General features: G+C 53.1%; 20 protein-coding genes, 3 tRNA genes, 3 rRNA genes, 1 other RNA gene, 1 pseudogene and 27 other annotated features. Of the genes and pseudogenes, 6 read left to right on the top strand and 22 right to left on the bottom strand.

All coding sequences use genetic code 11. The features are described 5' to 3' along the window. Nucleotides 1-130: 130 nt before the first annotated feature. The 3 genes and pseudogenes from rho to trxA all read right to left on the bottom strand — a co-directional run bounded on the left by rho (nucleotide 131) and on the right by trxA (nucleotide 2150). Complete coding sequence (gene rho / locus STM3917; RefSeq protein ID NP_462807.1) at nucleotides 131-1390, bottom strand: transcription termination factor Rho; 1260 nt, start codon at nucleotides 1388-1390, stop codon at nucleotides 131-133. An 87-nt stretch (nucleotides 1391-1477) separates the two neighbouring features. Then, nucleotides 1478-1573, bottom strand: a pseudogene (rhoL, locus tag STM3916) (pseudogene; no in-frame start). Nucleotides 1574-1808: 235 nt separating this feature from the next. Further along, the gene (gene trxA / locus STM3915; RefSeq protein ID NP_462806.1) for a thioredoxin 1 occupies nucleotides 1809-2150 on the bottom strand. Within the gene, nucleotides 1809-2138 belong to an annotated coding region; the region does not span the whole gene. Continuing rightward, nucleotides 2145-2150, bottom strand: a ribosome-binding site (putative RBS for trxA; RegulonDB:STMS1H003862). Its footprint overlaps the gene before it by 6 nt. Before the next feature lie 131 nt (nucleotides 2151-2281). On the opposite strand from trxA, the gene rhlB reads away from it, so the two are divergent. Together rhlB and gppA are read left to right on the top strand one after the other, a co-directional pair. Next, entirely contained in the window at nucleotides 2282-3547 is a 1266-nt protein-coding gene (gene rhlB, locus STM3914; RefSeq protein NP_462805.1) for a putative helicase, read from the top strand. 105 nt (nucleotides 3548-3652) lie between these two features. After that, nucleotides 3653-3658: a ribosome-binding site (putative RBS for gppA; RegulonDB:STMS1H003861), on the top strand. Then, nucleotides 3653-5147, top strand: a protein-coding gene (gppA, locus tag STM3913) for an exopolyphosphatase (RefSeq protein NP_462804.1). Within the gene, nucleotides 3666-5147 belong to an annotated coding region; the region does not span the whole gene. Its footprint overlaps the feature before it by 6 nt. 39 nt (nucleotides 5148-5186) lie before the next feature. Here gppA and rep read toward each other — a convergent pair. Together rep and STM3911 are read right to left on the bottom strand one after the other, a co-directional pair. Next, nucleotides 5187-7211, bottom strand: coding sequence for a rep helicase (rep, locus tag STM3912; RefSeq protein ID NP_462803.1), 2025 nt, complete (start codon nucleotides 7209-7211; stop codon nucleotides 5187-5189). A 99-nt stretch (nucleotides 7212-7310) separates the two neighbouring features. Continuing rightward, nucleotides 7311-7460 (bottom strand): putative inner membrane protein, encoded by a 150-nt coding sequence (locus STM3911; RefSeq protein ID NP_462802.1) that lies wholly within the window; start codon nucleotides 7458-7460, stop codon nucleotides 7311-7313. 276 nt (nucleotides 7461-7736) lie between these two features. Then, nucleotides 7737-7742 (top strand) — a ribosome-binding site (putative RBS for ppiC; RegulonDB:STMS1H003860). On the opposite strand from STM3911, the gene ppiC reads away from it, so the two are divergent. Then, nucleotides 7737-8030 (top strand): peptidyl-prolyl cis-trans isomerase C gene (ppiC, locus tag STM3910; protein NP_462801.1). Within the gene, nucleotides 7749-8030 belong to an annotated coding region; the region does not span the whole gene. It overlaps the preceding feature by 6 nt. Nucleotides 8031-8121: 91 nt before the next feature. On the opposite strand, the gene ilvC is transcribed toward ppiC, so the two are convergent. Then, nucleotides 8122-9740 (bottom strand): ketol-acid reductoisomerase gene (gene ilvC / locus STM3909; RefSeq protein ID NP_462800.1). Within the gene, nucleotides 8122-9597 belong to an annotated coding region; the region does not span the whole gene. Beyond that, nucleotides 9569-9577: a -35 signal (putative -35_signal for ilvY; RegulonDB:STMLTH004629), on the top strand. It overlaps the preceding gene by 9 nt. Here ilvC and ilvY point away from each other — a divergent pair. Beyond that, nucleotides 9569-10648, top strand: a protein-coding gene (ilvY, locus tag STM3908; protein ID NP_462799.1) for a positive LysR family regulator for ilvC. Within the gene, nucleotides 9761-10648 belong to an annotated coding region; the region does not span the whole gene. The two genes, ilvC and ilvY, sit on opposite strands and share 172 nt — an antisense overlap. Continuing rightward, nucleotides 9585-9593: a -10 signal (putative -10_signal for ilvY; RegulonDB:STMLTH004629), on the top strand. It overlaps the preceding gene by 9 nt. Further along, nucleotides 9607-9612, bottom strand: a ribosome-binding site (putative RBS for ilvC; RegulonDB:STMS1H003859). After that, nucleotides 9693-9700: a protein binding site (putative binding site for IlvY, RegulonDB: STMS1H000239), on the bottom strand. After that, nucleotides 9694-9701, top strand: a protein binding site (putative binding site for IlvY, RegulonDB: STMS1H000238). It overlaps the preceding feature by 7 nt. Then, nucleotides 9705-9713, bottom strand: a -10 signal (putative -10_signal for ilvC; RegulonDB:STMLTH004630). Beyond that, nucleotides 9712-9740, bottom strand: a protein binding site (putative binding site for IlvY, RegulonDB: STMS1H000237). Its footprint overlaps the feature before it by 2 nt. Continuing rightward, nucleotides 9716-9751: a protein binding site (putative binding site for IlvY, RegulonDB: STMS1H000236), on the top strand. It overlaps the preceding feature by 25 nt. After that, nucleotides 9732-9740: a -35 signal (putative -35_signal for ilvC; RegulonDB:STMLTH004630), on the bottom strand. It overlaps the preceding feature by 9 nt. Further along, nucleotides 9747-9752 (top strand) — a ribosome-binding site (putative RBS for ilvY; RegulonDB:STMS1H003858). A 2-nt stretch (nucleotides 10649-10650) precedes the next feature. Here ilvY and STM3907 read toward each other — a convergent pair. The 8 genes from STM3907 to ilvL form a co-directional block, all read right to left on the bottom strand. Next, nucleotides 10651-10998 (bottom strand): putative cytoplasmic protein gene (locus tag STM3907; RefSeq protein ID NP_462798.1). Within the gene, nucleotides 10651-10992 belong to an annotated coding region; the region does not span the whole gene. Next, nucleotides 10989-11310, bottom strand: a protein-coding gene (locus STM3906; protein NP_462797.1) for a putative cytoplasmic protein. Within the gene, nucleotides 10989-11306 belong to an annotated coding region; the region does not span the whole gene. The genes STM3907 and STM3906 overlap by 10 nt, the downstream gene beginning before the upstream one ends. Further along, nucleotides 10993-10998: a ribosome-binding site (putative RBS for STM3907; RegulonDB:STMS1H003857), on the bottom strand. It overlaps the preceding gene by 6 nt. After that, nucleotides 11305-11310, bottom strand: a ribosome-binding site (putative RBS for STM3906; RegulonDB:STMS1H003856). It lies within the gene STM3906. A gap of 279 nt (nucleotides 11311-11589) precedes the next feature. After that, nucleotides 11590-13144, bottom strand: a protein-coding gene (ilvA, locus tag STM3905) for a threonine deaminase (RefSeq protein ID NP_462796.1). Within the gene, nucleotides 11590-13134 belong to an annotated coding region; the region does not span the whole gene. Beyond that, the gene (ilvD, locus tag STM3904; protein ID NP_462795.1) for a dihydroxyacid dehydratase occupies nucleotides 13137-15005 on the bottom strand. Within the gene, nucleotides 13137-14987 belong to an annotated coding region; the region does not span the whole gene. The genes ilvA and ilvD overlap by 8 nt, the downstream gene beginning before the upstream one ends. After that, nucleotides 13139-13144: a ribosome-binding site (putative RBS for ilvA; RegulonDB:STMS1H003855), on the bottom strand. It overlaps the preceding gene by 6 nt. Further along, nucleotides 15000-15005: a ribosome-binding site (putative RBS for ilvD; RegulonDB:STMS1H003854), on the bottom strand. (Lies within the gene ilvD.) A gap of 142 nt (nucleotides 15006-15147) precedes the next feature. Then, nucleotides 15148-16209, bottom strand: a protein-coding gene (gene ilvE / locus STM3903; protein NP_462794.1) for a branched-chain amino-acid aminotransferase. Within the gene, nucleotides 15148-16077 belong to an annotated coding region; the region does not span the whole gene. Beyond that, nucleotides 16083-16088: a ribosome-binding site (putative RBS for ilvE; RegulonDB:STMS1H003853), on the bottom strand. (Overlaps the previous gene by 6 nt.) Continuing rightward, the gene (gene ilvM, locus STM3902; RefSeq protein ID NP_462793.3) for an acetolactate synthase II, small subunit occupies nucleotides 16095-16372 on the bottom strand. Within the gene, nucleotides 16095-16355 belong to an annotated coding region; the region does not span the whole gene. The genes ilvE and ilvM overlap by 115 nt, the downstream gene beginning before the upstream one ends. Further along, nucleotides 16177-16185, bottom strand: a -10 signal (putative -10_signal for ilvE; RegulonDB:STMLTH004628). (Overlaps the previous gene by 9 nt.) Continuing rightward, nucleotides 16201-16209: a -35 signal (putative -35_signal for ilvE; RegulonDB:STMLTH004628), on the bottom strand. Continuing rightward, nucleotides 16355-18015, bottom strand: a protein-coding gene (gene ilvG, locus STM3901; RefSeq protein NP_462792.1) for an acetolactate synthase II, large subunit. Within the gene, nucleotides 16355-18001 belong to an annotated coding region; the region does not span the whole gene. Before ilvG ends, ilvM begins: the two co-directional genes overlap by 18 nt. After that, nucleotides 16367-16372: a ribosome-binding site (putative RBS for ilvM; RegulonDB:STMS1H003852), on the bottom strand. It overlaps the preceding gene by 6 nt. Then, nucleotides 18010-18015 (bottom strand) — a ribosome-binding site (putative RBS for ilvG; RegulonDB:STMS1H003851). (Lies within the gene ilvG.) A 125-nt stretch (nucleotides 18016-18140) precedes the next feature. Continuing rightward, the gene (gene ilvL / locus STM3900) for an ilvGEDA operon leader peptide (protein ID NP_462791.1) occupies nucleotides 18141-18426 on the bottom strand. Within the gene, nucleotides 18141-18239 belong to an annotated coding region; the region does not span the whole gene. Continuing rightward, nucleotides 18248-18253: a ribosome-binding site (putative RBS for ilvL; RegulonDB:STMS1H003850), on the bottom strand. (Overlaps the previous gene by 6 nt.) Further along, nucleotides 18394-18402: a -10 signal (putative -10_signal for ilvL; RegulonDB:STMLTH004627), on the bottom strand. Then, nucleotides 18418-18426, bottom strand: a -35 signal (putative -35_signal for ilvL; RegulonDB:STMLTH004627). Before the next feature lie 153 nt (nucleotides 18427-18579). Beyond that, nucleotides 18580-18585: a ribosome-binding site (putative RBS for yifB; RegulonDB:STMS1H003849), on the top strand. Between ilvL and yifB the strand changes: the two genes are divergently transcribed. Next, nucleotides 18580-20111, top strand: a protein-coding gene (gene yifB, locus STM3899) for a putative magnesium chelatase, subunit ChlI (RefSeq protein ID NP_462790.1). Within the gene, nucleotides 18591-20111 belong to an annotated coding region; the region does not span the whole gene. It overlaps the preceding feature by 6 nt. Nucleotides 20112-20135: 24 nt before the next feature. On the opposite strand, the gene yifE is transcribed toward yifB, so the two are convergent. After that, the gene (yifE, locus tag STM3898) for a putative LysR type transcriptional regulator with pssR (protein ID NP_462789.1) occupies nucleotides 20136-20488 on the bottom strand. Within the gene, nucleotides 20136-20474 belong to an annotated coding region; the region does not span the whole gene. Beyond that, nucleotides 20483-20488 (bottom strand) — a ribosome-binding site (putative RBS for yifE; RegulonDB:STMS1H003848). Its footprint overlaps the gene before it by 6 nt. 92 nt (nucleotides 20489-20580) lie before the next feature. Here yifE and yifA point away from each other — a divergent pair. Next, the gene (gene yifA, locus STM3897; protein ID NP_462788.3) at nucleotides 20581-21429 is read left to right on the top strand and encodes a putative LysR family transcriptional regulator; all 849 of its coding nucleotides are present in this window, start codon (nucleotides 20581-20583) and stop codon (nucleotides 21427-21429) included. 104 nt (nucleotides 21430-21533) lie between these two features. Here yifA and trpT read toward each other — a convergent pair. The 7 genes from trpT to rrsC form a co-directional block, all read right to left on the bottom strand. After that, nucleotides 21534-21606: transfer RNA gene (trpT, locus tag STM3896), tRNA-OTHER, on the bottom strand. A 5-nt stretch (nucleotides 21607-21611) separates the two neighbouring features. Further along, nucleotides 21612-21691: transfer RNA gene (gene aspT, locus STM3895), tRNA-Sec, on the bottom strand. Nucleotides 21692-21743: 52 nt separating this feature from the next. Then, nucleotides 21744-21863, bottom strand: a 5S ribosomal RNA gene (gene rrfC, locus STM3894). Further along, a non-coding RNA gene (gene 9S / locus STM3893) (regulatory RNA) lies at nucleotides 21848-21946 on the bottom strand. Before 9S ends, rrfC begins: the two co-directional genes overlap by 16 nt. A 6-nt stretch (nucleotides 21947-21952) precedes the next feature. Further along, nucleotides 21953-24946, bottom strand: a 23S ribosomal RNA gene (rrlC, locus tag STM3891). A gap of 196 nt (nucleotides 24947-25142) precedes the next feature. Beyond that, nucleotides 25143-25215: transfer RNA gene (gene gltU / locus STM3890), tRNA-Trp, on the bottom strand. A gap of 83 nt (nucleotides 25216-25298) precedes the next feature. Next, nucleotides 25299-26842: ribosomal RNA gene (gene rrsC / locus STM3889) — 16S ribosomal RNA — on the bottom strand. Together the 16S, 23S and 5S rRNA genes with 3 tRNA genes alongside form the textbook arrangement of a ribosomal RNA operon. Nucleotides 26843-26851 lie beyond the last annotated feature (9 nt).

Genomic DNA, 26851 nt, shown 5'->3' with positions numbered 1-26851 from the left:
CAATGTGTATTGTGCATGGTGTTACTCTGTAGCGCATATCCCGATGACCAGTTTATATGACATGACGCCAGGATGAATCGCAAAACAAAAACGCCACGTAAAAACGTGGCGTTTTCAGGTAAAGACCAGGTTATGAGCGCTTCATCATCTCGAAAAAGTCGTCATTAGTTTTGGTCATCGCCAGTTTGTTAATGAGGAATTCCATCGCGTCAATTTCACCCATCGGATGGATGATTTTACGCAGGATCCACATTTTCTGCAGCTCTTCCTGAGTGGTGAGCAGCTCTTCTTTACGGGTACCGGAACGGTTGTAGTCGATAGCCGGGAAGACACGTTTTTCAGCGATCTTACGCGAGAGATGCAGCTCCATGTTACCGGTGCCTTTAAACTCTTCGTAGATAACTTCGTCCATCTTGGAACCGGTATCGATTAGCGCCGTCGCGATGATAGTCAGGCTACCGCCCTCTTCCACGTTACGCGCCGCGCCGAAGAAACGCTTCGGACGATGCAGGGCGTTAGCGTCCACACCACCGGTCAATACTTTACCGGAAGCCGGCACCACGGTGTTGTAGGCGCGCGCCAGACGGGTGATGGAGTCGAGCAGGATGATAACGTCTTTCTTGTGTTCAACCAGACGCTTCGCCTTCTCGATAACCATTTCGGCAACCTGAACGTGGCGGGATGCCGGTTCGTCAAAGGTAGAAGCAACCACTTCGCCTTTCACCAGACGCTGCATCTCGGTCACTTCTTCCGGACGTTCGTCAATCAGCAGCACCATCAGCACGCAGTCCGGGTGGTTATACGCGATGCTCTGCGCGATGTTCTGCAGCAGCATGGTTTTACCCGCTTTCGGCGGCGCGACAATCAGACCGCGCTGGCCGCGACCGATCGGCGAAGCCAGATCCAGAACGCGCGCCGTTAAGTCTTCGGTAGAACCGTTACCACGCTCCATACGCAGACGAGAGTTTGCGTGCAGCGGGGTTAAGTTCTCAAAGAGGATTTTGTTACGGGCGTTTTCCGGTTTGTCGTAGTTAACTTCGTTAACTTTCAACAGCGCAAAATAGCGTTCACCTTCTTTCGGCGGGCGAATCTTACCAGAAATGGTATCACCAGTGCGGAGGTTGAAACGGCGGATTTGGCTGGGGGAAACGTAGATATCATCAGGACCGGCGAGGTAGGAGCTGTCTGCAGAACGGAGGAAACCAAATCCATCCTGCAATATCTCCAGCACACCGTCGCCAAAGATATCTTCGCCACTCTTTGCGTGCTGCTTCAGGATGGCAAAAATAATGTCCTGCTTGCGCATACGGGCCAGGTTTTCCAGCCCCATACTTTCGCCGAGAGTGATCAGCTCAGAAACCGGCGTATTCTTTAATTCGGTAAGATTCATAATGGTGTGAGTTCTTAAACTTGGGGTAAATCTCGAACTTAATGTTGTGAATGGTATGGCAGGGTCATCCATGCCTGTTTACGGCTATCAACTCATGTCTGTTCGCTGTCTGGTCACAGGAAAGTACGCAGAACTGAAACGACAAGACGGAATGAGCGAAGAGCCAGGAATCTTTCCACTTCTCGTGCGAGAAAAAACGGGAAGTGACGGATAAAACCAGATTCAAACTTAATAAGGTATGTTTAATTCGAAGTCAATACTAACTTAGCACGACTCAGACCGGGCGTCCAGAGATCCTGACAATTTAAGAATAACGTAAGGACAACAGACGCCACGAAACTGCCTGATACCTTAATCATTCGTCGAATGACAGACGCCTGACCATACAGCGCCTTTGTCATTCGACGTATAAAAGGTATTACGCCAGATTGGCGTCGAGAAACTCTTTCAACTGACCTTTAGACAGTGCGCCTACTTTGGTTGCCGCCACTTCGCCGTTTTTAAACAGCAGCAGAGTCGGAATACCGCGGATGCCATATTTAGGCGCAGTACCTGGGTTCTGGTCAATGTTCAGTTTGGCAACGGTCAATTTGCCCTGATATTCGTCAGCGATTTCATCCAGAATCGGAGCGATCATTTTACACGGCCCGCACCACTCTGCCCAGAAATCAACGAGGATAGCCCCGTCCGCTTTGAGTACATCCGTGTCAAAACTGTCGTCAGTCAGGTGAATAATTTTATCGCTCATATATAACTCCACAGGAATAAGCCTGGCGTGTTGGTGTAGCATTAACCAACGAGGTGCTGATGTTAACTTCGCCAACAAAGGTTGACTTTATTTCACCGGATACGCTTTCGTAAAGCAATAGTAAGCTGATATTCTACCACACTATGAGCAAAACACATTTAACAGAACAGAAGTTTTCCGACTTCGCCCTGCACCCACAGGTGGTTGAAGCCCTTGAAAAAAAAGGGTTTTATAATTGTACGCCCATTCAGGCACTGGCCCTTCCGCTAACGCTGGCGGGTCGTGACGTTGCAGGGCAGGCGCAAACCGGTACCGGGAAAACGATGGCGTTTCTGACGTCAACGTTTCATTATTTACTTTCTCATCCCGCGATCGACGATCGCAAGGTGAACCAGCCGCGCGCGCTGATCATGGCGCCGACGCGTGAATTAGCCGTACAAATTCACGCAGACGCGGAGCCGTTGGCGCAAGCGACAGGCTTAAAATTAGGCCTGGCTTACGGCGGCGATGGTTACGACAAGCAGCTTAAAGTGCTGGAAAGCGGCGTTGATATTCTTATTGGTACGACGGGCCGACTGATCGACTACGCCAAACAAAATCACATTAACCTCGGCGCCATTCAGGTCGTCGTACTCGATGAAGCCGATCGCATGTACGATTTGGGCTTTATTAAAGATATCCGCTGGCTGTTCCGTCGTATGCCGCCGGCTGCGCAGCGTCTGAACATGTTGTTCTCCGCCACCCTGTCTTATCGGGTTCGCGAGCTGGCGTTTGAACAGATGAACAACGCCGAATATGTTGAAGTGGAACCGGAGCAAAAGACCGGCCACCGCATTAAAGAAGAGCTTTTCTACCCCTCTAATGAAGAGAAAATGCGTTTACTGCAAACGCTGATCGAAGAAGAGTGGCCGGATCGCGCCATTATTTTCGCCAACACCAAGCATCGTTGCGAAGATATCTGGGGACATCTGGCGGCAGATGGCCATCGTGTTGGTCTGCTGACCGGCGACGTCGCGCAGAAAAAGCGCCTGCGGATTCTGGATGAGTTCACCCGCGGCGATCTGGATATTCTTGTGGCGACCGATGTCGCGGCGCGCGGGTTGCATATCCCCGCCGTAACGCACGTCTTTAACTACGATCTGCCAGACGATTGTGAAGACTATGTTCACCGTATCGGTCGTACCGGTCGCGCTGGCGCCAGCGGACATTCCATCAGCCTGGCTTGCGAAGAGTATGCGCTGAATCTGCCCGCCATTGAGAGCTATATCGGCCACTCGATTCCGGTCAGCAAATACAATCCGGAAGCGCTCATGAACGATCTGCCCAAGCCGTTGCGTCTGACGCGTTCGCGTCCTGGCAATGGTCCGCGCCGCGCTGGCGCTCCGCGTAATCGTCGTCGTTCAGGTTAAGAAAAGTTATGCCATACACAAAATCATTTAGCCTGTATCAAGGCGGCAAGAAAACAAATCCCGATGAGCTTAGGAAGAGTACGCAGCCAACACGGATACAGGTTGAAGGATGAAGTGTATGAATTCCACCTCGTTGTATGCCGCCATTGATCTCGGTTCCAATAGTTTTCATATGCTGGTCGTGCGCGAGGCGGCGGGAAGCATCCAGACGCTGACCCGAATAAAACGCAAGGTGCGTCTGGCCGCGGGTCTGAACAACGACAACCACCTTTCGGCCGAAGCGATGGAACGCGGCTGGCAATGCCTGCGTCTGTTTGCTGAACGTTTGCAGGATATCCCGCAGCCGCAAATCCGCGTGGTTGCCACCGCAACATTGCGTCTCGCCGTTAATGCGGGGGAATTTATCGCGAAAGCGCAGACTATCCTTGGTTGTCCGGTGCAGGTTATCAGCGGCGAAGAAGAGGCGCGGCTGATTTATCAGGGAGTCGCTCATACCACCGGCGGCGCAGATCAGCGACTGGTGGTGGATATCGGCGGCGCCAGCACTGAACTGGTTACCGGCACTGGCGCGCAAACCACGTCGCTGTTTAGCCTGTCGATGGGCTGCGTAACGTGGCTTGAACGCTATTTTAGCGATCGTAATCTGGCGCAAGAAAATTTTGATGACGCGGAGAAAGCCGCGCGCGATGTACTGCGTCCGGTCGCCGATGAACTGCGTTTTCATGGCTGGAAGGTCTGCGTGGGTGCCTCCGGCACCGTACAGGCATTGCAGGAAATCATGATGGCGCAGGGGATGGACGAGCGCATTACGCTCGCCAAACTGCAGCAGCTAAAACAACGCGCGATACAGTGCGGGCGTCTGGAAGAGCTGGAAATCGAAGGCCTGACGCTGGAGCGCGCGCTGGTTTTCCCAAGCGGGCTGGCTATTCTGATCGCAATATTTACCGAGCTGAACATCCAGAGCATGACGCTGGCAGGCGGCGCGTTACGCGAAGGGCTGGTGTATGGGATGTTGCATCTGGCGGTAGATCAGGATATCCGCAGCCGCACGCTGCGAAACATTCAGCGTCGGTTTATCGTCGATACCGATCAGGCAAATCGCGTAGCGAAGCTGGCAGATAACTTCCTCAAACAGGTAGAAAATGCCTGGCATATTGAGCCTATCAGTCGTGAACTGTTGCTTAGCGCTTGCCAGTTGCATGAGATCGGTCTGAGCGTTGATTTTAAACAGGCGCCCTATCATGCCGCCTATTTAGTACGCCATTTGGATCTGCCTGGCTATACGCCCGCGCAGAAAAAATTGCTCGCCACCCTCTTACTGAATCAGACCAATCCGGTCGATCTCTCTTCGCTTCATCAGCAAAACGCGGTACCGCCCCGTGTTGCGGAACAGCTATGCCGTTTGCTGCGCCTGGCGATTCTTTTTGCTGGTCGCCGTCGTGACGATCTGGTACCAGAAATTACGCTACAGGCGCTAAATGAAAATCTGACGTTAACCTTGCCTGGCGACTGGCTGGCGCATCACCCGCTGGGTAAAGAGTTGATTGATCAGGAAAGCCAGTGGCAAAGCTATGTACACTGGCCGCTGGACGTTCGCTAACCGTAGTTTGATTGCCGGATGACGCTTCGCTTATCCGGCCTACGATTTCGCTCGCTTTGCCGCCATCATGGCTTTCAGATTAGCCAGGTGACTTTGCCCTTTTTGCATTCGCTCCTCAGCGCTTACCACTTTGCGCTCCTGCTCCCAGATTAAATCATCCTGCGGGAGTTCTAACAGGAAGCGGCTGGGTTCCGGGCGCACCAGTTCCCCATACTGACGGCGCTCTTTACATAATGTAAAGGTGAGCTCTTTCTGCGCGCGAGTGATCCCAACATAGGCCAGCCGACGCTCTTCCTCAATATTATCTTCGTCAATGCTGCTTTGATGCGGCAAAAATCCTTCTTCCATTCCCACCATATAGACATACGGGAATTCCAGTCCTTTCGATGCATGAAGCGTCATCAACTGTACCTGATCCAGCTCTTCTTCGCTCTCGCCACGCTCCATCATATCGCGCAGTGTAAAGCGTGTAACCACCTGGGTCAGCGTCATCGGCTCATCGAGTTCGTTGCCTTCCAGCATCTCAGTCATCCAGCTAAAGAGCTGGTTAACGTTTTTCATACGCATTTCCGCCGCTTTGGGGCTCGGCGAGGTTTCGTACAACCAGGATTCATAGTCAATACCGTGGATGAGATCGCGCACGGCGGCGACAGGCTCGCGTTCGGCCAGACGCTGGATTTCCCCCAGCCAGTGGGTAAAACGCGTCAATGAATCGTAACCACGTCCGGTCAGCTTTTGGCTAAGTCCCATATCAAAGCTGGCGGTAAACAGGCTTTTATTACGCGTCATTGCCCATTCACCCAGCTTTTGCAGCGTGGCCGGACCGATTTCGCGTTTTGGCGTATTCACGATGCGCAGGAAAGCGCTGTCATCATCCGGGTTGGTCAACACCCGCAGGTAGGCCAGCAGGTCTTTAATCTCCGGACGGGAGAAAAATGAGGTGCCGCCGGAAATTTTGTACGGAATGCGGTTCTGCATGAGGAATTTTTCAAATACCCGCGACTGATGATTCCCGCGATACAGAATGGCGTAATCCTTGTACTGGGTCTTGTTCACAAAGTGATGGGCAATCAGTTCGCCGGTAACGCGCTCAGCTTCATGCTCTTCATTGTTTGCGCTTAACACTTTGAGTTCCGCGCCGTAACCGAGCTCGGAAAAGAGGCGCTTTTCAAAGACGTGCGGATTGTTGGCGATGAGAATATTCGCCGCTTTCAGGATGCGGCCCGAAGAACGATAGTTTTGCTCCAGCTTAATCACCTGCAGCGCCGGAAAATCCTGGCTCAGTAACACCAGGTTTTGCGGACGCGCCCCGCGCCAGGAGTAGATAGACTGATCGTCATCGCCTACGACCGTAAAGCGCGCGCGTTGCCCGACCAGCAGCTTAACCAACTCATACTGGCTGGTGTTAGTATCCTGATATTCATCCACCAGCAGATAACGAATTTTATTCTGCCAGCGCTCGCGCACCTCGTCATTGCGTTGCAGCAGCAGCGTCGGCAGCAAAATCAAATCATCAAAATCGAGAACGTTACATGCCTTCATATGGGCGTCGTAAAGCCCGTAGCAGTGGGCAAAAATACGATCGCGTTCGCCTTTCGCCCCGGCCGCCGCCTGCGCAGGCGTTTTGAGATCGTTTTTCCAGTTGGAGATCGTGGAGATCAGCTGTTGCAACAGAACCTTGTCGTCTTCGATCAGGCCTTCGGTCAGCTCTTTGAGCAAGGCGACCTGGTCGGTATCGTCAAACAATGAAAAGTTCGATTTCATCCCCAGCGCAGCGTACTCGCGCTTAATAATATCCAGCCCTAGCGTATGAAAGGTGGAGATCATCAAACCGCGCGCTTCCTTACGGCCGAGCGTCTGCCCAACCCGTTCTTTCATCTCACGCGCTGCCTTGTTGGTAAACGTCACCGCCGCAATATGCCGGGCCTGATAGCCGCATCCGCGGATCAGGTGGGCGATTTTATTGGTAATTACGCGAGTTTTACCAGAACCCGCTCCTGCCAGCACCAGGCAGGGTCCGGTGACGAATTCGACAGCGTGTTGTTGGCCGGGATTTAAACGCATGGGAATAGTGCTCAATCTTCGAACGGGGGAGGGATTGTAGCAGAAAGCGAGGCCCAGAGAAGACCAGGCTGCTTTTTCAGGCAGCCTGGAAAAGGTCAATCAGCAGGCTCTGGCGGCAAGCGGCATATAGCCATTACGCTGTGCGCTCTTGATCCAACTGAAAGAACCCATTAGCGCGATCGCCGTCAGCAGAACATACTCAAGCGACATCGCATAAACGCCCTGTACTGCATGATTTCCAACGGGCAGTATTTGAGTAATTCATAGAGCACTGGGTCGCGTACGACCTGGCGTAGCCCTAAAAGCCAGTCGTCTGGAAATTCTGCGTTTTTCATTATGTTCATGGTATCTCGCCCCTTGTCAGAAAGGACAGGACCGCCGTCCCGCACATCCGAAATACGCCCGCTAAAAATGCTGCTTATCTCCCGGTTCATTAAATCAGGCGGGACATCTGTCCTGTAATGGCGAAGAGTATATGTCTGACGGCCTAAGGAGTGATAAAGTGACGGCCAATCTTTGCGACGTGAGAACACAATAATGGCAAAAATGGCAGCAGCACTGCATATTCTTGTAAAAGAAGAGAAACTGGCTTTAGATCTTCTGGAGCAAATTAAAAACGGCGGCGATTTTGAGAAGCTGGCGAAGAAGCATTCTATCTGCCCATCCGGTAAAAAAGGCGGTCATTTAGGCGAATTTCGTCAGGGCCAGATGGTTCCGGCATTCGATAAAGTAGTCTTTTCCTGCCCGGTACTGGAGCCAACCGGCCCGCTGCATACCCAGTTCGGTTACCACATCATTAAGGTATTGTATCGTAAATAAAAAGCCGGGTGGCGGCTACGCCTTACCCGGCCTACATCGTCTGCTTGATTTTGTAGGTCAGGTAAGCGCTAGCGCCCCCCGACAAGGTATATCAACCCGCTACCGCAATACGCTTCATATCCGTCATATAGCCGCGCAGTTTCTTACCTACCTGCTCAATCGCATGACTACGAATCGCGTCGTTCACGTCGCGAAGCTGTGCGTTGTCTACCGCGCCTTCCGGGATAGCACTACCCAGATCGCCCGGTTGCAATTCCGCCATAAACGGTTTCAGCAGCGGTACGCAAGCGTAAGAGAACAGGTAGTTACCGTATTCTGCGGTATCAGAGATAACCACGTTCATTTCGTACAGACGCTTACGGGCGATGGTGTTGGCGATCAGCGGCAGCTCGTGCAGTGATTCGTAGTAAGCGGATTCTTCGATGATGCCGGAATCCACCATAGTTTCGAACGCCAACTCAACGCCCGCTTTCACCATCGCGATCATCAGCACGCCTTTATCAAAGTACTCCTGCTCGCCGATTTTGCCTTCATACTGCGGCGCGGTTTCGAACGCGGTTTTGCCGGTCTCTTCACGCCAGGTCAGCAGTTTCTTATCGTCGTTAGCCCAGTCAGCCATCATGCCGGAAGAGAATTCGCCGGAGATGATGTCATCCATGTGTTTCTGGAACAGCGGCGCCATGATCTCTTTCAGCTGTTCGGACAGCGCGTAAGCACGCAGTTTCGCCGGGTTAGACAGACGGTCCATCATCAGGGTGATGCCGCCCTGCTTCAGCGCTTCGGTGATGGTTTCCCAGCCGAACTGAATCAGTTTTTCCGCATAAGCCGGGTCGGTGCCTTCTGCCACCAGCTTGTCGAAACACAGCAGAGAACCGGCCTGCAGCATACCGCACAGGATGGTCTGCTCGCCCATCAGGTCGGATTTCACTTCCGCCACGAAAGAAGACTCCAGTACGCCCGCACGGTGACCGCCGGTCGCCGCCGCCCAGGCTTTAGCAATCGCCATGCCTTCGCCTTGCGGATCGTTTTCCGGGTGAACGGCGATCAGCGTCGGCACACCGAAGCCACGCTTGTATTCTTCACGTACTTCGGTGCCCGGACACTTCGGCGCCACCATCACCACGGTGATGTCTTTACGGATCTGCTCGCCCACTTCCACGATGTTGAAGCCGTGGGAGTAGCCCAGCGCCGCGCCGTCTTTCATCAGCGGCTGTACGGAACGCACCACGTCGGAGTGCTGTTTGTCCGGCGTCAGGTTAACTACCAGGTCAGCCTGCGGGATCAGCTCTTCGTAGGTGCCTACTTTGAAGCCGTTCTCGGTCGCTTTACGCCAGGAAGCACGCTTCTCAGCAATGGCTTCTTTACGCAGGGCGTAGGAAATATCCAGACCGGAGTCACGCATGTTCAGGCCCTGGTTCAGACCCTGAGCGCCACAGCCGACGATGACCACTTTTTTACCCTGAAGGTAGCTCGCGCCGTCGGCGAATTCGTCGCGGCCCATAAAGCGGCATTTACCCAACTGCGCCAGCTGCTGGCGCAGATTCAGTGTATTAAAGTAGTTAGCCATGATGGTGTACTCCGTGATGTTGTGTGTCGCGCTTATTGTTCGGTTTACAGATTGCTATCTGTGCGAATGAACCCACATTACAACAGGAAATTTATTGCGGAAATTGATATATTCACAACGTTATGTTGCGGTTTATGCAACGTCAAAAACCGGAGGTCTGTCTGTGGATTTACGCGATCTAAAAACCTTCTTGCATCTGGCGGAAAGCCGCCACTTTGGCCGCAGCGCGCGGGCGATGCACGTCAGCCCCTCCACGCTCTCCCGGCAGATTCAGCGGCTGGAAGAAGATCTCGGCCAGCCGCTGTTTGTGCGCGATAACCGTACGGTCACGCTGACCGAAGCGGGTGAAGAGCTGCGAGTGTTTGCCCAACAGACGCTTTTGCAGTACCAGCAGCTGCGCCATACCCTCGATCAGCAGGGGCCGTCCCTTTCCGGCGAACTCCATATCTTCTGTTCAGTGACCGCGGCATACAGCCACCTGCCGCCAATCCTCGACCGTTTTCGCGCCGAGCATCCCTCGGTGGAAATTAAGCTCACCACCGGCGACGCCGCCGATGCGATGGAAAAAGTAGTCACCGGCGAGGCCGATCTGGCAATCGCCGGCAAACCAGAAACGCTGCCCGGCGCAGTGGCGTTTTCGATGCTGGAAAATCTGGCGGTGGTGCTGATCGCCCCGGCGCTGCCCTGCCCGGTGCGTAATCAGGTTTCGGTCGACAAGCCAGACTGGTCGACGGTGCCGTTTATCATGGCCGACCAGGGGCCGGTACGCCGTCGCATTGAGCTATGGTTCCGCCGGCATAAAATCAGCAATCCGCAGATTTACGCCACCGTCGGCGGTCACGAAGCGATGGTCTCAATGGTGGCGCTGGGCTGCGGCGTGGCGCTGCTGCCGGAAGTGGTGCTGGAAAACAGCCCGGAGCCAGTGCGCAACCGGGTGATGATTTTAGAACGCAGCGATGAAAAAACGCCGTTTGAACTCGGCGTCTGCGCGCAAAAAAAGCGGCTGCATGAGCCGCTAATTGATGCGTTCTGGAAGATTTTACCGAATTAGTTTTACGGCCCTACCATTACCCGAACAGGCTTCCCAATACGGCTAAGCATATTCACCAGAGCATCAATGGTGAATTTGCTGCATTTCTTGTTGACGACATCCGAAACGCGCGGTCGGGATATATGCAAAACTGTAGCAACCTCGGCTTGCTTCATCTGGTTTTGCGTAATCCAGAGGGTAATTTCTTCCATTAGCTGTTGTTTAATGGCTAACGTGTTTTCGATTTCATTCAGGGAATCAGCGTAAAACTTTTCTGCGTCCTGCTTATGAAACCCCAAATCAGCAAAAACATTACCGCCAGATGGCGTCACATGGCGAATATCACTATCAGTTTTGGCAATCACAAGCTGTTTCTCCGTTGTTGCACCACCCGGTTATAACGCGTTCTGGCGATGTTTTTATCATGCTGACTGGTTTGTTGCGTCTGTTTTTGGAAACTATGCAAAACGTAGAGTGCTTCTTCAAACTTAGCGACATACATAACGCGATAGATACCATTGTTGTCACGAATACGAATTTCATTTACCCCAGCCCCAATTTCTGAAAACGGTTTCCAGTCATCGGGTTCAATTCCATACTGAATTTTGTGAAGCTGATAACCGACTGCTTTACGTACCGTTATGGGAAAAGCCAGGAGATCCTCCAGAGAAGATCCCACTCATCGAATTTCTTTTTCATTGGAGAGAGCTCGAGTGAGTAACATAACATCCTTTGTGTATAAAATTTTATACATTGTTTTTAGCAGGTGCAAGTGATGGCGGTGCTAACGATATGGTGAGCCGAGTTTCACCACAAGCAGATTGGGCGCCTTCTGGAAAACGTCTCGCAAAATGAAATGAGTGGATGCTCCGGGCTGGCAGAAAAGCCCAATAACTGAGGGAAGATAATATCTGGATATCAGGCCCACTTTACTTTGTGGGCCCGAAAAACTAAACGCTGAATTAACCCGCCAGAAAGAACCGGAACGCCGGGTTATTGCTCTCATCATGGCATTCATAGCCCAGCTCATGCAGCCGGGTTTCGAAATCCGGCTCATGATCGCCTAACTCGAACGCCGCCAGCACGCGGCCATAATCGGTACCGTGGCTACGGTAATGGAATAGCGAAATATTCCAGTGCGTGCCAAGCGTATGCAGGAATTTGAGCAACGCGCCGGGCGACTCCGGAAATTCGAAACTATACAAACGCTCCTGTAATGGCTTGGAGGGGCGTCCGCCGACCATATAGCGCACATGCAGCTTCGCCATTTCATCGTCGGAGAGATCCACTACGCTATAACCGCCGTCGCACAGTTGGGTGATAATCTCTTTTCGCTCCTCCAGCCCCTGACTGACGCGTACGCCGACAAAAATACAGGCATTTTTCGCGTCGGCAAAACGGTAGTTAAATTCGGTGACCATACGCCCGCCAAGCAACTGGCAGAATTTGAGAAAGCTCCCCTTTTCTTCCGGAATGGTCACCGCCAGTAACGCTTCGCGCTGTTCCCCCAGCTCGCAGCGTTCAGACACATAGCGCAAGCCGTGGAAGTTGACGTTGGCGCCGGAAAGGACGTGCGCCAGGCGTTCGCCGCGAATATTGTGCTGGGCGATATATTTCTTCATCCCCGCCAGCGCCAGCGCGCCGGACGGCTCCGCCACCGCACGCACATCTTCAAACAGATCTTTCATCGCCGCGCAGATAGCGTCGCTATCGACTGTAATAATGTCGTCGAGATATTCCTGGCACAGGCGGAAGGTTTCGTCGCCGATGCGTTTTACCGCTACGCCTTCAGCAAACAACCCAACGCGCGGGAGATCCACTGGATGACCGGCTTCCAACGCCGCTTTCAGGCAGGCGGAATCCTCCGCTTCGACGGCAATCACTTTGATTTGCGGCATCAATTGTTTGATCAGTACCGCTACGCCCGCCGCCAGGCCGCCGCCGCCAACCGGCACAAAGACACGATCGAGATGCGAATCCTGCTGAAGCAGTTCCAGCGCCAGCGTGCCCTGCCCGGCGATCACCATTGGGTGATCAAACGGCGGCACCCAAGTAAAACCCTGCTGCTGCGCCAGTTCAATAGCTTTCGCTTTCGCTTCATCAAAATTAGCGCCGTGCAACAGCACTTCGCCGCCAAAACCGCGTACCGCATCGACTTTAATATCCGCCGTTGCTTTTGGCATGACGATCAGCGACTTCACGCCAAGCCGCGCGGAGGAAAACGCCACGCCCTGTGCATGGTTCCCCGCCGACGCGGTAATCACGCCGTGGGCTTTTTGTTCTTCGGTCAATCCGGCCATCATCGCGTAAGCGCCGCGCAGCTTAAAGCTATGTACCGGCTGCCGGTCTTCGCGTTTGACGAGAATAACGTTGTCCAGACGTGACGAGAGCTTTTCCATTTTTTGCAGCGGTGTCACCTGCGCCGCTTCGTATACTGGCGCGCGTAGCACCGCGCGCAGATACTCCGCCCCTTCCGGCGCGACTGACAGAGGTTGAGATTCCGCCATCATCAACCTCCCAATTTCGATTTATCGCGCACCGCGCCTTTATCGGCGCTGGTCGCCAGGCTGGCGTAGGCACGCAGGGCAAACGAAACCTGACGCTGACGATTTTTCGGCGTCCAGGCTTTGTCGCCACGAGCTTCCTGCGCCTCGCGGCGTGCGGCGATTTCAGCCTCACTCAACTGCAACTGAATGCTGCGGTTCGGGATATCAATCGCAATAGTGTCGCCATCTTCAATCAACGCAATAGTGCCGCCGCTGGCCGCTTCCGGCGAGACGTGGCCGATGGAAAGACCCGAAGTACCGCCGGAGAAACGCCCATCGGTGATGAGCGCGCAGGCTTTGCCCAGCCCCATCGACTTCAGGAAACTGGTCGGATAGAGCATTTCCTGCATTCCCGGCCCGCCTTTCGGCCCTTCGTAGCGGATCACGACTACATCGCCTTCCACTACTTTGCCGCCGAGAATCGCCTCTACCGCGTCGTCCTGGCTTTCATACACTTTAGCCGGGCCGGTAAATTTAAGGATGCTGTCATCCACGCCTGCGGTTTTCACAATGCAGCCGTTTTCGGCGAAGTTGCCATACAGCACCGCCAGACCGCCGTCTTTGCTATAGGCATATTCCAGCGAGCGGATGCAACCCGCTGCGCGGTCGTCATCCAGCGAATCCCAGCGACAATCCTGCGAGAACGCCTGGGTAGTACGGATACCGGCAGGGCCAGCACGGAACATTTTTTTAACCGCTTCGTCCTGCGTAACCGTGATGTCGTACTGTTCCAGCGTTTGCGGCAACGTCAGGCCTAATACGTTTTTCACGTTGCGGTTCAGCAGCCCGGCGCGATCCAGCTCGCCTAAAATACCCAGCACACCGCCGGCACGGTGAACATCTTCCATATGGTATTTCTGGGTACTTGGCGCCACTTTACACAGCTGCGGCACCTTGCGGGACAGCTTGTCGATATCACTCATGGTGAAGTCGATTTCCGCTTCCTGCGCCGCCGCCAGCAGGTGAAGAACGGTGTTGGTCGAACCGCCCATCGCGATATCCAGCGTCATCGCGTTTTCAAACGCGGCTTTGCTGGCGATGTTACGCGGCAGTGCACTTTCGTCGTTTTGCTCGTAATAGCGTTTAGTCAGTTCAACAATCCGCTTACCGGCATTGAGGAACAACTGCTTACGGTCAGCGTGAGTTGCCAGCAGCGAGCCGTTGCCCGGCTGCGACAGGCCCAGCGCTTCGGTCAGGCAGTTCATGGAGTTAGCGGTAAACATGCCGGAGCAGGAGCCGCAGGTTGGACAGGCGGAGCGTTCAACCTGGTTACTTTGATCGTCAGAGACTTTCGGGTCCGCTCCCTGAATCATGGCATCAACCAGATCCAGCTTGATAATTTTGTCTGAAAGCTTGGTTTTCCCGGCTTCCATCGGGCCGCCGGAGACAAAGATCACCGGAATATTCAGGCGCAGCGAGGCCATGAGCATCCCTGGGGTGATTTTGTCGCAGTTGGAGATACACACCATCGCGTCAGCGCAGTGAGCGTTCACCATGTACTCAACGGAGTCGGCGATCAGCTCGCGCGACGGCAGTGAATAGAGCATACCCCCGTGCCCCATGGCAATCCCGTCATCCACGGCAATAGTGTTGAACTCTTTCGCCACCCCGCCGGAAGCTTCAATCTGTTCGGCGACCAGCTTACCGAGATCGCGCAGATGAACGTGACCCGGCACAAACTGAGTGAATGAGTTCACCACGGCGATAATCGGTTTGCCAAAATCACTGTCGGTCATTCCGGTGGCGCGCCACAGCGCGCGGGCACCCGCCATATTACGACCATGAGTGGTGGTGGCGGAACGGTACTTAGGCATGCTTTATTTACTCCCCATCTTTTCCCTTCATACTTCACGCCACAGGTGCGTTGGCTGCCTCACTCACCCCAGTCACTTACTACAGTAAGCTTCTGGGGATTCGCTGCGTTACCGCCTTCCTGTGACGCAAATTATTTTGGGAAAATATTAATTTTATTTATTATGAATTTACCGGATCCAACCAGCCCCATTTATCCTCGGTTTCTCCAGTGAAGAGACCAAAGAAGGCTTGTTGAATACGCTTGGTAACAGGGCCGCAACGGCCTTCACCTACCTGGATACCATCAACGCTGCGTACCGGAGTAATTTCTGCCGCGGTTCCGGACATAAACACTTCGTCGGCCAGATACAGCGATTCACGGGACAGCACCTGCTCGCGCACTTCAATACCCAGCTCTTTCGCCAGTTTGATAATCGCGTCGCGAGTAATGCCTGGCAGCGCGGAAGAGGTAAACGGCGGAGTAAACAGCACGCCATCTTTTACCTCAAACAGGTTTTCACCTGCGCCTTCGGAGATATAGCCGTTTACATCCAGGGCGATGCCTTCCTGATAGCCGTGGCGGCGCGCTTCGCTACCCACCAGCAGTGAGGAAAGATAGTTCCCGCCCGCTTTGGCGGCGGTCGGAATGGTGTTCGGCGCAGCGCGGTTCCAGGAAGAAACCATCGCATCGATCCCCTGATCCAGCGCTTCGGCGCCCAGGTATGCCCCCCACGGGAACGCGGCGATGATGACGTCAGTGGTGTATCCCGGGGGCGGGTTAACGCCCATACCGACATCGCCGACAAATACCAACGGACGGATATAGGCGCTGGTCAGATTATTTTTACGAATTACGTCGCGGCAGGCTTCCATCAGCTCATCAATGCTCTGGGAAACCGGAAAACGATAAATTTTTGCTGAGTCGCGCAGGCGCTGCATATGTTCACGATGACGAAACACTACCGGACCTTTGTGAGAGTCGTAGCACCGAATCCCTTCAAATACCGACGTACCGTAGTGCAGCGCGTGAGACATTACGTGAACCTTCGCGTCTTCCCAGCGCACCATCTCGCCATTGAACCAAATATAATCAGCTTTTTTCGTCGTCATTTTTCTTCCTTTTGCGCTCAGGCGCGGATTTGTTGTGATGTGGCAGCGCTCTGGCAGATCGCGACATGCGCAACATCTACCAGTTTACTTAACTGACTAAACAGTAAGTCGACCGACCGGGGACTGGCAACGGTCAATTCAATATTTATATTCTGCGCATCGGTCGCGGCTTCCATATTCATGGAGCACACCTGAAAACCACGATGGCGCACCACGCGTAAAACACGTTCTAAGGTTTCTGGATTAAAGCGTGCCGATACATTGACCTGATGTTGCATCATGATAATTTCTCCAGCATTTCAGAGTTACTGGCGCCAGGCGGCACCAACGGCCAGACATTTTCAAGTTCGTCGATTGAGACGTGAAGCAGGTACGGCCCTTCGCTTGCCAACATCGTGTCGAGTGCCGCTTCAACCTGGTCTTTACGAGTAATGTGCTGGCCTGGAATGCCGAAGGCGCTGGCCAGCATGAGGAAATCGGGGTTATCGGTCAGGGTGGTTTCGCTATATCGCTCCTGGAAAAACAGTTGCTGCCATTGTCGAACCATCCCTAACCGCTGGTTGTCGAGTAAGACTATCTTCAACGGTAACTGCTTGCGTTTTACGGTGCCCAACTCCTGAACATTCATCATGAAGGAGCCGTCACCGGAGATACAGATAACGGTATCATTCGGTCGCGCTACCTGCGCGCCAACGGCCGCCGGTAAGCCGAATCCCATCGTCCCCAGACCGCTGGAGGTGATGAAGTTCTCCGGGCGGGTGTAAGTCATATGCTGGGCTGACCACATCTGATGCTGCCCCACATCCGTCGTCACCACGCTGTCTGCGGGTTTGCGTTCCGACAATTGCTTCAACAACAACGGCGCATAGATAGTCTCGCCAGGATGGTCATAGCGCCAGGCGTGTTCTGCGCGCAGCTCTGCACAGGACTGACGCCATGCGTCGATCTTCAGCGGTTGCTGTAATGCCGGCAACAGCGAATTTAAATCGCCCTGCAACGCGACGTGTGCCTGACGCAGTTTGTTCATTTCCGCCGGGTCGATATCCATATGGATTACGCTGGCGTTCGGCGCAAACGTATTCAGCTTACCGGTCACCCGGTCATCAAAACGTGCACCCACTGCGATCAGTAAATCACACTCTTGCACCGCGAAATTAGCCGCTTTAGTACCGTGCATTCCCAGCATGCCCAGATAGTACGGATAATCAGCTTCAACAGCCCCCAGCCCTTTCAGCGTGCAGGTAACTGGCATTTGCGTTACCGCGATAAATTTACGCAGCGCCGGAACTGCCTGCGCCATACCAACACCACCGCCGACGTACAGCATGGGTTTTTTCGCCTGTTCCAGCATCTGGCGCGCCTGTTCCACATCAGCCTGCGGGAAAGTCGCTTCGTTAGCAACGGTAGTAAACCAGGGTTCCAGCTCACCGCTGGCCAACTGGATATCTTTCGGGATATCCACCAGAACCGGGCCAGGACGGCCAGCGTTGGCGACTTCAAAAGCCTCCGCCATGATGCGCGGCAACTCTTCCAGCGACTGCACCAGGAAGCTGTGTTTGGTACAGGCCAGCGACAGCCCTAACACATCCACCTCCTGGAACGCATCGGTGCCGATGAACGGGGCGGAAACCTGACCCGTGATCGCGACGACGGGGACCGAATCTAACAACGCATCCGCCAGGCCAGTGATCAGGTTAGTGGCGCCAGGGCCGGAAGTGGCGATACAAACACCGGTTTTGCCGGTAGAACGGGCATAACCGATTGCCGCCATTGCCGCACCCTGCTCGTGTCGGCACAACAAATGCTCCACACCACCGTCATACAACGCGTCGTAAACCGGCATAATTGCGCCGCCAGGATAACCAAATACGGTTTTCACCCCCTGCGCTCGCAAAGCATGTACCACCCACTGTGCCCCGTTCATAGTTACATCCCCGTCGTAAATCTTGAGAAACAGAATTTTATGCTGTTATTCACGCTCTGCTCCTCGCTTAAGTTTTTCAGGCCAAAAAAAACCCCCGGACCTTTCGGTGCGGGGGTCTTAGTTCGTTAAGGCTTGATTTCTAAGCCTTTCCTCGTCCAAGTGCAGCCCCGCACGGTGGGATAATAATCACCACCACGCTAATCACGACCAGGCTAATCACTCGTAGAAGGGCTGTCATTTTTGTCTATTCTTGCATCTTGTTCGAAGGAATACCTAAAGAGTTACCATAGGTTTTGCCAATAGCACAAGATATTTTTTTAACCACGTTTCAGATAATGCAGGTGAATGCCTAAAAGTACTTTGTTTTTTATAAGAAAAATTAGCAACTGAAAAATTTTCACGTTTTCCTCCCCCTTTTGGCGCACTCTACATCCTGTTTTCCTTCTTTTCGCTTCTGCGAGCGTTCTTCCAGTTTGATGTTTCTTACCTGAAAATGACGCCAAAATTCAGGAAGCAGTCGCTAAAAAACAAAAAGTCAGTAATTCGATTTTCTCTTCTATTCCGCATAATCCACGTAACAGGAGGGATTATGTCACTGGCGATTGTTCATACCCGCGCCGCACTTGGCGTCAATGCGCCGCCTATCACTATAGAGGTGCATATCAGTAATGGATTACCGGGATTAACCATGGTTGGCCTACCGGAAACCACGGTAAAAGAGGCGCGTGACCGGGTACGTAGTGCGATTATTAATAGCGGATATGAATTTCCGGCTAAAAAAATAACCATTAACCTTGCTCCAGCCGATCTACCGAAAGAGGGTGGAAGGTATGACCTGCCTATTGCTGTTGCGCTTCTGGCCGCGTCTGAGCAGCTTACAGCGTCGAATCTTGAGGCATATGAGCTGGTGGGTGAGTTAGCGCTTACAGGCGCATTACGCGGCGTTCCTGGCGCAATATCAAGTGCAACGGAAGCCATCAGGGCCGGCAGAAATATTATCGTCGCAACAGAGAACGCGGCGGAGGTTGGGCTTATAAGCAAAGAAGGATGTTTTATCGCCGATCATCTACAAACCGTCTGCGCCTTTCTGGAAGGGAAACACGCCCTGGAAAGACCTTTAGCTCAGGATATGGCATCGCCTACCGCAACTGCCGATCTTCGCGATGTGATCGGTCAGGAGCAGGGTAAACGCGGCCTGGAGATTACAGCGGCAGGGGGACATAATCTGCTATTGATCGGCCCGCCGGGTACGGGTAAAACCATGCTGGCCAGTCGACTGAGCGGGATTCTTCCACCATTAAGCAATGAGGAGGCGTTGGAAAGCGCCGCGATCCTCAGTCTGGTTAATGCCGATACGGTACAAAAACGATGGCAGCAACGCCCCTTTCGCTCACCTCATCATAGCGCCTCACTTACTGCTATGGTCGGCGGCGGCGCAATACCCGCCCCGGGAGAGATATCGCTGGCGCACAACGGAATTTTGTTCCTTGATGAATTGCCTGAATTTGAACGACGCACACTGGATGCGCTACGTGAACCTATAGAATCCGGTCAAATTCATTTATCCCGTACCAGAGCGAAAATAACGTACCCTGCCAGGTTCCAGTTAATCGCCGCAATGAATCCCAGCCCGACCGGACATTATCAGGGAAACCATAATCGCTGCACGCCAGAACAGACACTACGTTACCTTAATCGGTTGTCAGGCCCGTTTCTTGATCGTTTTGACCTTTCGCTTGAGATACCGCTTCCACCGCCCGGGATTCTTAGCCAACACGCCTCAAAGGGTGAGAGCAGCGCTACGGTAAAAAAGCGGGTCATCGCCGCCCATGAACGGCAGTACCGACGCCAGAAGAAGTTAAACGCGCGTCTGGAGGGTCGCGAAATCCAAAAATATTGTGTTTTGCATCACGATGACGCCCGCTGGCTTGAAGACACGCTGGTGCATCTTGGATTATCCATTCGCGCCTGGCAGCGTTTACTAAAAGTTGCCAGAACCATTGCCGACATAGAACTGGCTGACCAGATCTCGCGTCAGCATTTGCAGGAGGCGGTAAGCTATCGGGCGATAGACAGGTTGTTAATTCATTTGCAAAAGCTGTTGGCGTAAAAAAAGGGCATTACGCCCTTTTTATTAATCATCAGCTTCGGTGTAGTCTTCTGCGCCTTCAACTTGCGGCTTGCCGCCAGACAAGGTGTGGAAGCGTTTTGGACGCTTGATACGCGTCATATACTTGGACCAGACGCGTTCTGCATCCGTTACCGGCTCGCGTTCACCGCGACATACCGCTACAAACAGCTTCTCTTCTTCAGTCACAGGCTCACGCTTGCCAAGATCCAGATCATTAAAGGCATGACCATGACGCTCAAGCAGTTGTGCCTCTTTAATCGTGAAATCACCGTGACGAGAGAATCCACGTGGATAATGTTTATTGTCAAAATATCGATTAGTCGTCGTAAAGCTTTCCGCCATCCTGCACGCTCCTAATTCTTTGTCTGAGCTATTTATGGCGCGGAGTATTAGTTACGCTTGACAGAGTGTAAAACAAAACATTTAAATCATAACGACAAATAATTTTGTGGAGAGCACAGTGGATACGGAATTGTTAAAAACTTTCCTGGAAGTTAGCCGGACACGCCATTTCGGGCGGGCCGCAGAAGCACTTTACCTGACGCAATCCGCGGTGAGCTTTCGTATCAGGCAACTGGAGAATCAACTGGGCGTAAACCTTTTTACGCGGCACAGAAACAATATCCGTTTAACCACGGCTGGCGAAAAACTTTTACCGTATGCGGAAACGCTGATGAATACGTGGCAGGCGGCACGTAAAGAGGTGGCGCATACCTCACGCCATAACGAGTTTTCCATCGGCGCCAGCGCGTCTTTATGGGAGTGTATGCTTAACGCCTGGCTGGGGCGACTGTACCAACTACAGGAGCCGCAAAGCGGCCTGCAGTTCGAAGCCAGAATCGCTCAACGGCAATCGCTTGTGAAGCAACTTCATGAACGCCAGCTTGATCTCCTCATTACTACCGAAGCGCCCAAAATGGATGAGTTCAGCAGTCAGCTGTTAGGGCACTTCACTTTGGCGTTATATTGCAGCAGCCCTGCCCGTAAGAAATCAGAACTCAATTATCTGCGGCTGGAGTGGGGACCAGACTTCCAACAGCATGAAACAGGGCTGATCGCAGCAGATGAAGTGCCGGTATTAACAACCAGCTCAGCCGAACTCGCCCGACAGCAGCTTAGCGCATTAAATGGCTGTAGCTGGCTTCCTGTAAACTGGGCAAATGAAAAGGGCGGATTACATACCGTTGCCGACAGCGCAACGCTTTCACGGCCACTATACGCTATTTGGCTGCAAAACAGCGATAAATACTCGCTGATCTGCGATCTGTTAAAAACGGATGTGCTGGATGAACAATGAAAATGATGAAAAGAAAAAGAAGGGAACTTACGATTACCTGATCAGATAATCAGGTAATTTTAGGCAAAAAAAAATCCTTAGCAGATGCTAAGGATTATTTCTGGCAGGGGCGGAGAGACTCGAACTCCCAACACCCGGTTTTGGAGACCGGTGCTCTACCAATTGAACTACGCCCCTAATTAGGGTGGCGGAACGGACGGGACTCGAACCCGCGACCCCCTGCGTGACAGGCAGGTATTCTAACCAACTGAACTACCGCTCCACCGAATTCTTTTACAACCACTGATTTTTACATCAGTTTACTGCTTAATTTGATGCCTGGCAGTTCCCTACTCTCGCATGGGGAGACCCCACACTACCATCGGCGCTACGGCGTTTCACTTCTGAGTTCGGCATGGGGTCAGGTGGGACCACCGCGCTAGTGCCGCCAGGCAAATTCTGTTATCAGACCGTTTTTACGTTCTGATGTAATCTGAATCAGTGCTGAAAATCTTCTCTTAACCGCCAAAACATCTTCGGCGTTGTAAGGTTAAGCCTCACGGTTCATTAGTACCGGTTAGCTCAACGCATCGCTGCGCTTACACACCCGGCCTATCAACGTCGTCGTCTTCAACGTTCCTTCAGGAGACTCTAAGTCTCAGGGAGAACTCATCTCGGGGCAAGTTTCGTGCTTAGATGCTTTCAGCACTTATCTCTTCCGCATTTAGCTACCGGGCAGTGCCATTGGCATGACAACCCGAACACCAGTGATGCGTCCACTCCGGTCCTCTCGTACTAGGAGCAGCCCCCCTCAGTTCTCCAGCGCCCACGGCAGATAGGGACCGAACTGTCTCACGACGTTCTAAACCCAGCTCGCGTACCACTTTAAATGGCGAACAGCCATACCCTTGGGACCTACTTCAGCCCCAGGATGTGATGAGCCGACATCGAGGTGCCAAACACCGCCGTCGATATGAACTCTTGGGCGGTATCAGCCTGTTATCCCCGGAGTACCTTTTATCCGTTGAGCGATGGCCCTTCCATTCAGAACCACCGGATCACTATGACCTGCTTTCGCACCTGCTCGCGCCGTCACGCTCGCAGTCAAGCTGGCTTATGCCATTGCACTAACCTCCTGATGTCCGACCAGGATTAGCCAACCTTCGTGCTCCTCCGTTACTCTTTAGGAGGAGACCGCCCCAGTCAAACTACCCACCAGACACTGTCCGCAACCCGGATTACGGGTCCACGTTAGAACATCAAACATTAAAGGGTGGTATTTCAAGGTCGGCTCCATGCAGACTGGCGTCCACACTTCAAAGCCTCCCACCTATCCTACACATCAAGGCTCAATGTTCAGTGTCAAGCTATAGTAAAGGTTCACGGGGTCTTTCCGTCTTGCCGCGGGTACACTGCATCTTCACAGCGAGTTCAATTTCACTGAGTCTCGGGTGGAGACAGCCTGGCCATCATTACGCCATTCGTGCAGGTCGGAACTTACCCGACAAGGAATTTCGCTACCTTAGGACCGTTATAGTTACGGCCGCCGTTTACCGGGGCTTCGATCAGGAGCTTCGCTTACGCTGACCCCATCAATTAACCTTCCGGCACCGGGCAGGCGTCACACCGTATACGTCCACTTTCGTGTTTGCACAGTGCTGTGTTTTTAATAAACAGTTGCAGCCAGCTGGTATCTTCGACTGACTTCAGCTCCATGAGTAAATCACTTCACCTACGTGTCAGCGTGCCTTCTCCCGAAGTTACGGCACCATTTTGCCTAGTTCCTTCACCCGAGTTCTCTCAAGCGCCTTGGTATTCTCTACCTGACCACCTGTGTCGGTTTGGGGTACGATTTCGTGTTACCTGATGCTTAGAGGCTTTTCCTGGAAGCAGGGCATTTGTTGCTTCAGCACCGTAGTGCCTCGTCGTCACGCCTCAGTGTTAAAGTGAACCGGATTTACCTGGAACACACACCTACACGCTTAAACCGGGACAACCGTCGCCCGGCCAACATAGCCTTCTCCGTCCCCCCTTCGCAGTAACACCAAGTACGGGAATATTAACCCGTTTCCCATCGACTACGCCTTTCGGCCTCGCCTTAGGGGTCGACTCACCCTGCCCCGATTAACGTTGGACAGGAACCCTTGGTCTTCCGGCGAGCGGGCTTTTCACCCGCTTTATCGTTACTTATGTCAGCATTCGCACTTCTGATACCTCCAGCATGCCTCACGACACACCTTCACAGGCTTACAGAACGCTCCCCTACCCAACGAACGTATCCCTAAGCCAACTCGACTTTAATGAACGCTTTGACGTCGCTTCGCTCCGTCAATCGTCAACTCCGTAAAGTTGTCTTGGGTGATACGTTCGCTGCCGCAGCTTCGGTGCATGGTTTAGCCCCGTTACATCTTCCGCGCAGGCCGACTCGACCAGTGAGCTATTACGCTTTCTTTAAATGATGGCTGCTTCTAAGCCAACATCCTGGCTGTCTGGGCCTTCCCACATCGTTTCCCACTTAACCATGACTTTGGGACCTTAGCTGGCGGTCTGGGTTGTTTCCCTCTTCACGACGGACGTTAGCACCCGCCGTGTGTCTCCCGTGATAACATTCTCCGGTATTCGCAGTTTGCATCGGGTTGGTAAGCCGGGATGGCCCCCTAGCCGAAACAGTGCTCTACCCCCGGAGATGAATTCACGAGGCGCTACCTAAATAGCTTTCGGGGAGAACCAGCTATCTCCCGGTTTGATTGGCCTTTCACCCCCAGCCACAGGTCATCCGCTAATTTTTCAACATTAGTCGGTTCGGTCCTCCAGTTAGTGTTACCCAACCTTCAACCTGCCCATGGCTAGATCACCGGGTTTCGGGTCTATACCCTGCAACTTAACGCCCGGTTAAGACTCGGTTTCCCTCCGGCTCCCCTATACGGTTAACCTTGCTACAGAATATAAGTCGCTGACCCATTATACAAAAGGTACGCAGTCACACAGGTAAACCTGTGCTCCCACTGCTTGTACGTACACGGTTTCAGGTTCTTTTTCACTCCCCTCGCCGGGGTTCTTTTCGCCTTTCCCTCACGGTACTGGTTCACTATCGGTCAGTCAGGAGTATTTAGCCTTGGAGGATGGTCCCCCCATATTCAGACAGGATACCACGTGTCCCGCCCTACTCATCGAGCTCACAGCACATGCGCTTTTGTGTACGGGGCTGTCACCCTGTATCGCGCACCTTTCCAGACGCTTCCACTAACACACATGCTGATTCAGGCTCTGGGCTCCTCCCCGTTCGCTCGCCGCTACTGGGGGAATCTCGGTTGATTTCTTTTCCTCGGGGTACTTAGATGTTTCAGTTCCCCCGGTTCGCCTCATTAACCTATGGATTCAGTTAATGATAGTGTGACGAATCACACTGGGTTTCCCCATTCGGGTATCGCCGGTTATAACGGTTCATATCACCTTACCGGCGCTTATCGCAGATTAGCACGCCCTTCATCGCCTCTGACTGCCAGGGCATCCACCGTGTACGCTTAGTCGCTTAACCTCACAACCCGAAGATGTTTCTTTCGATTCATCGTCGTGTTGCGAAAATTTGAGAGACTCACGAACAACTTTCGTTGTTCTGTGTTTCAATTTTCAGCTTGATCCAGATTTTTAAAGAGCAAATATCTCAAACGTGACTCGTAAGTCAGTTTTGAGATATTAAGGCAGGTGACTTTCACTCACAAACCAGCAAGTGGCGTCCCCTAGGGGATTCGAACCCCTGTTACCGCCGTGAAAGGGCGGTGTCCTGGGCCTCTAGACGAAGGGGACGTATCAGTCTGCTTCGCAAGACGCCTTGCTATTTACTTTTCATCAGACAATCTGTGTGAGCACTGCAAAGAACAGTTCTTTAAGGTAAGGAGGTGATCCAACCGCAGGTTCCCCTACGGTTACCTTGTTACGACTTCACCCCAGTCATGAATCACAAAGTGGTAAGCGCCCTCCCGAAGGTTAAGCTACCTACTTCTTTTGCAACCCACTCCCATGGTGTGACGGGCGGTGTGTACAAGGCCCGGGAACGTATTCACCGTGGCATTCTGATCCACGATTACTAGCGATTCCGACTTCATGGAGTCGAGTTGCAGACTCCAATCCGGACTACGACGCACTTTATGAGGTCCGCTTGCTCTCGCGAGGTCGCTTCTCTTTGTATGCGCCATTGTAGCACGTGTGTAGCCCTGGTCGTAAGGGCCATGATGACTTGACGTCATCCCCACCTTCCTCCAGTTTATCACTGGCAGTCTCCTTTGAGTTCCCGACCTAATCGCTGGCAACAAAGGATAAGGGTTGCGCTCGTTGCGGGACTTAACCCAACATTTCACAACACGAGCTGACGACAGCCATGCAGCACCTGTCTCACAGTTCCCGAAGGCACAAATCCATCTCTGGATTCTTCTGTGGATGTCAAGACCAGGTAAGGTTCTTCGCGTTGCATCGAATTAAACCACATGCTCCACCGCTTGTGCGGGCCCCCGTCAATTCATTTGAGTTTTAACCTTGCGGCCGTACTCCCCAGGCGGTCTACTTAACGCGTTAGCTCCGGAAGCCACGCCTCAAGGGCACAACCTCCAAGTAGACATCGTTTACGGCGTGGACTACCAGGGTATCTAATCCTGTTTGCTCCCCACGCTTTCGCACCTGAGCGTCAGTCTTTGTCCAGGGGGCCGCCTTCGCCACCGGTATTCCTCCAGATCTCTACGCATTTCACCGCTACACCTGGAATTCTACCCCCCTCTACAAGACTCAAGCCTGCCAGTTTCGAATGCAGTTCCCAGGTTGAGCCCGGGGATTTCACATCCGACTTGACAGACCGCCTGCGTGCGCTTTACGCCCAGTAATTCCGATTAACGCTTGCACCCTCCGTATTACCGCGGCTGCTGGCACGGAGTTAGCCGGTGCTTCTTCTGCGGGTAACGTCAATTGCTGCGGTTATTAACCACAACACCTTCCTCCCCGCTGAAAGTACTTTACAACCCGAAGGCCTTCTTCATACACGCGGCATGGCTGCATCAGGCTTGCGCCCATTGTGCAATATTCCCCACTGCTGCCTCCCGTAGGAGTCTGGACCGTGTCTCAGTTCCAGTGTGGCTGGTCATCCTCTCAGACCAGCTAGGGATCGTCGCCTTGGTGAGCCGTTACCTCACCAACAAGCTAATCCCATCTGGGCACATCTGATGGCAAGAGGCCCGAAGGTCCCCCTCTTTGGTCTTGCGACGTTATGCGGTATTAGCCACCGTTTCCAGTAGTTATCCCCCTCCATCAGGCAGTTTCCCAGACATTACTCACCCGTCCGCCACTCGTCAGCGAAGCAGCAAGCTGCTTCCTGTTACCGTTCGACTTGCATGTGTTAGGCCTGCCGCCAGCGTTCAATCTGAGCCATGATCAAACTCTTCAATTTAAAAGTTTG

Origin of the sequence: Salmonella enterica subsp. enterica serovar Typhimurium str. LT2, from assembly GCF_000006945.2 — a bacterium.
Lineage (GTDB): Bacteria > Pseudomonadota > Gammaproteobacteria > Enterobacterales > Enterobacteriaceae > Salmonella > Salmonella enterica.
This window is presented reverse-complemented; position numbering and strand designations above follow the sequence as displayed.

What these genes read in the sequence shown, in the direction of transcription:
- yifE (NP_462789.1), bottom strand. Translation starts at nt 20,474, where the DNA reads ATGGCGGAAAGCTTTACGACGACTAATCGATATTTTGACAATAAACAT.
- ilvA (NP_462796.1), bottom strand. Translation starts at nt 13,134, where the DNA reads ATGGCGGAATCTCAACCTCTGTCAGTCGCGCCGGAAGGGGCGGAGTAT.
- ilvE (NP_462794.1), bottom strand. Translation starts at nt 16,077, where the DNA reads ATGACGACGAAAAAAGCTGATTATATTTGGTTCAATGGCGAGATGGTG.
- ppiC (NP_462801.1), top strand. Translation starts at nt 7,749, where the DNA reads ATGGCAAAAATGGCAGCAGCACTGCATATTCTTGTAAAAGAAGAGAAA.
- rep (NP_462803.1), bottom strand. Translation starts at nt 7,211, where the DNA reads ATGCGTTTAAATCCCGGCCAACAACACGCTGTCGAATTCGTCACCGGA.
- gppA (NP_462804.1), top strand. Translation starts at nt 3,666, where the DNA reads ATGAATTCCACCTCGTTGTATGCCGCCATTGATCTCGGTTCCAATAGT.
- rho (NP_462807.1), bottom strand. Translation starts at nt 1,390, where the DNA reads ATGAATCTTACCGAATTAAAGAATACGCCGGTTTCTGAGCTGATCACT.
- ilvC (NP_462800.1), bottom strand. Translation starts at nt 9,597, where the DNA reads ATGGCTAACTACTTTAATACACTGAATCTGCGCCAGCAGCTGGCGCAG.
- rhlB (NP_462805.1), top strand. Translation starts at nt 2,282, where the DNA reads ATGAGCAAAACACATTTAACAGAACAGAAGTTTTCCGACTTCGCCCTG.
- yifB (NP_462790.1), top strand. Translation starts at nt 18,591, where the DNA reads ATGTCACTGGCGATTGTTCATACCCGCGCCGCACTTGGCGTCAATGCG.
- trxA (NP_462806.1), bottom strand. Translation starts at nt 2,138, where the DNA reads ATGAGCGATAAAATTATTCACCTGACTGACGACAGTTTTGACACGGAT.
- ilvG (NP_462792.1), bottom strand. Translation starts at nt 18,001, where the DNA reads ATGAACGGGGCACAGTGGGTGGTACATGCTTTGCGAGCGCAGGGGGTG.
- ilvM (NP_462793.3), bottom strand. Translation starts at nt 16,355, where the DNA reads ATGCAACATCAGGTCAATGTATCGGCACGCTTTAATCCAGAAACCTTA.
- ilvL (NP_462791.1), bottom strand. Translation starts at nt 18,239, where the DNA reads ATGACAGCCCTTCTACGAGTGATTAGCCTGGTCGTGATTAGCGTGGTG.
- ilvD (NP_462795.1), bottom strand. Translation starts at nt 14,987, where the DNA reads ATGCCTAAGTACCGTTCCGCCACCACCACTCATGGTCGTAATATGGCG.